A 3,139-nucleotide genomic window follows, 5' to 3' on the forward strand; every position below is an offset into this window, starting at 1 on the left:
ATGCTGGTGCGGGTAGGGGCGCTGTACCACGATATCGGCAAGATGAACGACCCGACCTACTTTACCGAAAACCAAACGACCAATAGCAACCCCCACGACGATCTGGACCCTGAAAGGAGTGCAGATATTATCATCCGGCACGTTATCGAAGGTATTGAAATGGCCCGGAAGAATAAGCTCCCGGACCGGGTGATCGACTTCATCCGGACCCATCACGGAACCACCCTGGTGTACTACTTCTACAAGAAATCCATGGAAGAACACCCTGAAGATACCAAGGAGGAAAACTTCCGATATCCCGGGCCGACGCCATTCTCAAAGGAAACCGCAATCCTGATGATGTCCGACGCCGTAGAGGCGGCTTCCAAAAGCCTGGTAAACCCCACCTATCCGATGATCGACTCATTCGTAGAGCGCATCATAGATGGCCAAATGCAGGCAGGCCAATTCCTCAATGCCGATATTACCTTTAAGGACATCGAGTCGATAAAAAAGGTTTTGAAGCAGCGCCTGACCAATATCTACCACCTTCGCGTGGAATATCCCGAGTAAACACCTACGACTTGCCTTGTAGTTACAGCCTGCTTACGGCACGATAATTGTCTGTTCTTTGGCAGTAAAGGATCGACAAGAAATTGATTTTTCCAGGCGTTCCCCAAGCCCGTATTCCTTTGTAAAGCCCTGTCCTTTTGGGGCTAAGCGTTGTGATAGAACTGTTAATTCGATCCTAAAGCAATTGGAAATTTAACATTCAGGTCTTATTTTTAAGAAGACCACATAAAGCCATTCACTATGAAAAAGAACATCCTCCTCCTCGCCACCGCCTTAAGTTTATCTTCAATTTCATACGCCCAGGGAGATAGCCAGGCACCTGAATTTAGTGGGTTTTCTACAGCTGAAATGGTTTTTCAGGACAGGACTGTAGCCGATTCCCTGGCGGTATGGGAAGAGCGGGTCTACCTGCATATGGACCGGGAACAGGCCGAGGCCGGAGAAGCCATTTTTTTCAAAGCTTATGTGTTCAACGGTCCCACCCAAAAGCGTTTTAGCCCCAGTGGGGTGCTCCGCCTGGAACTCAGGGATTCCGAGAACGCCCTGGTCAGTACGCAGTACCATCCGGTGGAACAAGGTTCCGGGGAAGGAGTTTTAAAACTCCCAAAAAAATTAAAAGACGGCCCTTATGAAGTCTTAGCCTATACGCGTTGGATGAAGAATTATGGAGAGCAGCAGTTCTACCGCAAAACCATTAGGGTAGGGGAGGATTCGGAAGTACAGGGTGCTGTGGAAAACATTGGCGAACGTCGCCTGGAATTCTATCCCGAAGGAGGCCGGCTTATGGCCGGGATCCCCAACCGCTTGGTTTTAACTTCACAATCCCTGAATGGGGATTACAGCCCTGTAGCGGGCAGTATTGTAGATGGAACGGGTCAAAAGGTGGCGGAGGTGCAGTCCTATGCCAAAGGCTATGGGTTGGCGATTTTTCAGCCCGAGGCAGGAAAAACCTATTCCTTCCAACCTGCAAAAGGGTCGGCCAGTGCGCTCCCTGAGATATTGGATGAAGGGTATGCGCTGCGCGTGAATACCCTCTCCCCGGAAAAAATACGGATCGAAGTACGCGCTACGGAATCCATGGAAGGCGCCCCTGTGGTTTTAGAGGGTAAGAAGGAGGGCCAATCCTATTTTGTGCATGTCCTCGAGTTTGAAGAAGGTTCAGCCGCCCTGGATATTTCCAAGGCAGCCCTCCCTCAGGGACTGATGACGTTCTCTCTCACCGGAATGGATCAGGTAGCCTGGGCGGAGCGCCCGGTATGGATCGATTCCAGGGAACAGCTGACTATTGAGGCCCGACCCCTGAATTCCAAACGTACCAAAGAGGGGGAGATGGCTTTTCGGATAAAGGTTACTGATGCAGAGGGTAATCCGGTACAGACCGATCTTTCAGCGGCCGTGAATACGCAGCCACCACATTCCAAAATGGGTATTGAACAGTACCTGAAGCCCATTGCTATTGATGCGGAACTCCCGGACGAGCGGAGCATCCGCTTTCTGGAGGATCTCAAAGCACAAAGCCTGGCCTCGGAAAGCCTGGAGAAGGAGCTCCCCTCAGAGATTCGTTATCCGGTAGAGCGGAGCCTTGAGCTTCACGGTACAGTCTATGATCTGGACAACCGCCTACTGGCCAACACAAAAATCCAGATGATGGCTTCCTCCAATTCCAACCTGGTCATTCGCGAACTGGAAACGGATGCAGCAGGTGTGCTGCACGTAAAGGGTATCGATGTGACCGGGGATACGCGGTTTATTTTCAGAACCCAAGGTGAAGAACAGACCGAGCGCCTTGTAAAGTTGCTGCCGATTGAGGAGCCCTCCAAACCCAGCCGTGATGTAACAAAACAAGCAAAAGAGGTAGAAGAAGAATCTGAAGGAGTAAAGGAAGTTGTCGAGAGTAAAATCTACCGTAAAACACAACGTAAAAAGGAATTTGTGGAGTCGACCCCTCCTATCCCTTTCGATACCACAGGAATCATAAAATTAAATGAGGCTACGGTTATTGACAAGCGCAAGCAGGAGCAGGAAAGTGTCCCCAGCCTGTATGGGATTCAGCCCAATCGCTTTGACGTCGTATATCAGGATCCGGACATTCCCTTGCCAATGGAACAGCTGTTGCGACAAATACCCGGTGTACAGATTCTTATGACAGGTGGAGGAACGCTTCCCGTGGTATATCATAACCGACGGGGCGGGGGTGAACCGCTTTGGGTAGTAGATGGTCAGATTATTAGATTCGATGATCCGGCACTTTCGCCTCTAACTTTTATCACGCCATTGGATATCCTTCGAATTGAATTTATCATCGATGCGGGGCAGGCAGCGGTATTCGGGGTACAAGCCCCTACGGGCGTCTTGATCGTTTACACCCGCAGTGGCAATTTTCTGGACTACGTCAACCGGAAAGACGGCGGACTCAATTTTAAAGGGTATGAACCCGCCCCTAGTTTTGAAACTTATATGGCCGAACGCGAAAAGGACCGGAGGCTTAGAAAAACCGAACTGCCGACGCTTTACTGGAACCCGTCTTTGGAAACAGATAAGAATGGAGAAGCCGTAATCCGGTTTAAGAAACCAGCACATCCCGAAC

The 3,139-nt window shown here is 50.3% G+C and carries 2 protein-coding genes; both read left to right on the forward strand.

The window, feature by feature from the left end; all coding sequences use genetic code 11:
- A partial coding sequence (locus tag WBV75_RS00155; protein WP_424118643.1) for an HDIG domain-containing metalloprotein occupies positions 1-552 on the forward strand: 552 nt, incomplete at its 5' end.
- A gap of 240 nt (positions 553-792) precedes the next feature.
- Positions 793-3,139, forward strand: a 2,347-nt coding sequence (locus WBV75_RS00160; protein ID WP_424118644.1) for a TonB-dependent receptor, incomplete at its 3' end; no start/stop codon positions are given.

The organism is Robiginitalea sp. (genome assembly GCF_049588695.1).
Lineage (GTDB): Bacteria > Bacteroidota > Bacteroidia > Flavobacteriales > Flavobacteriaceae > Robiginitalea.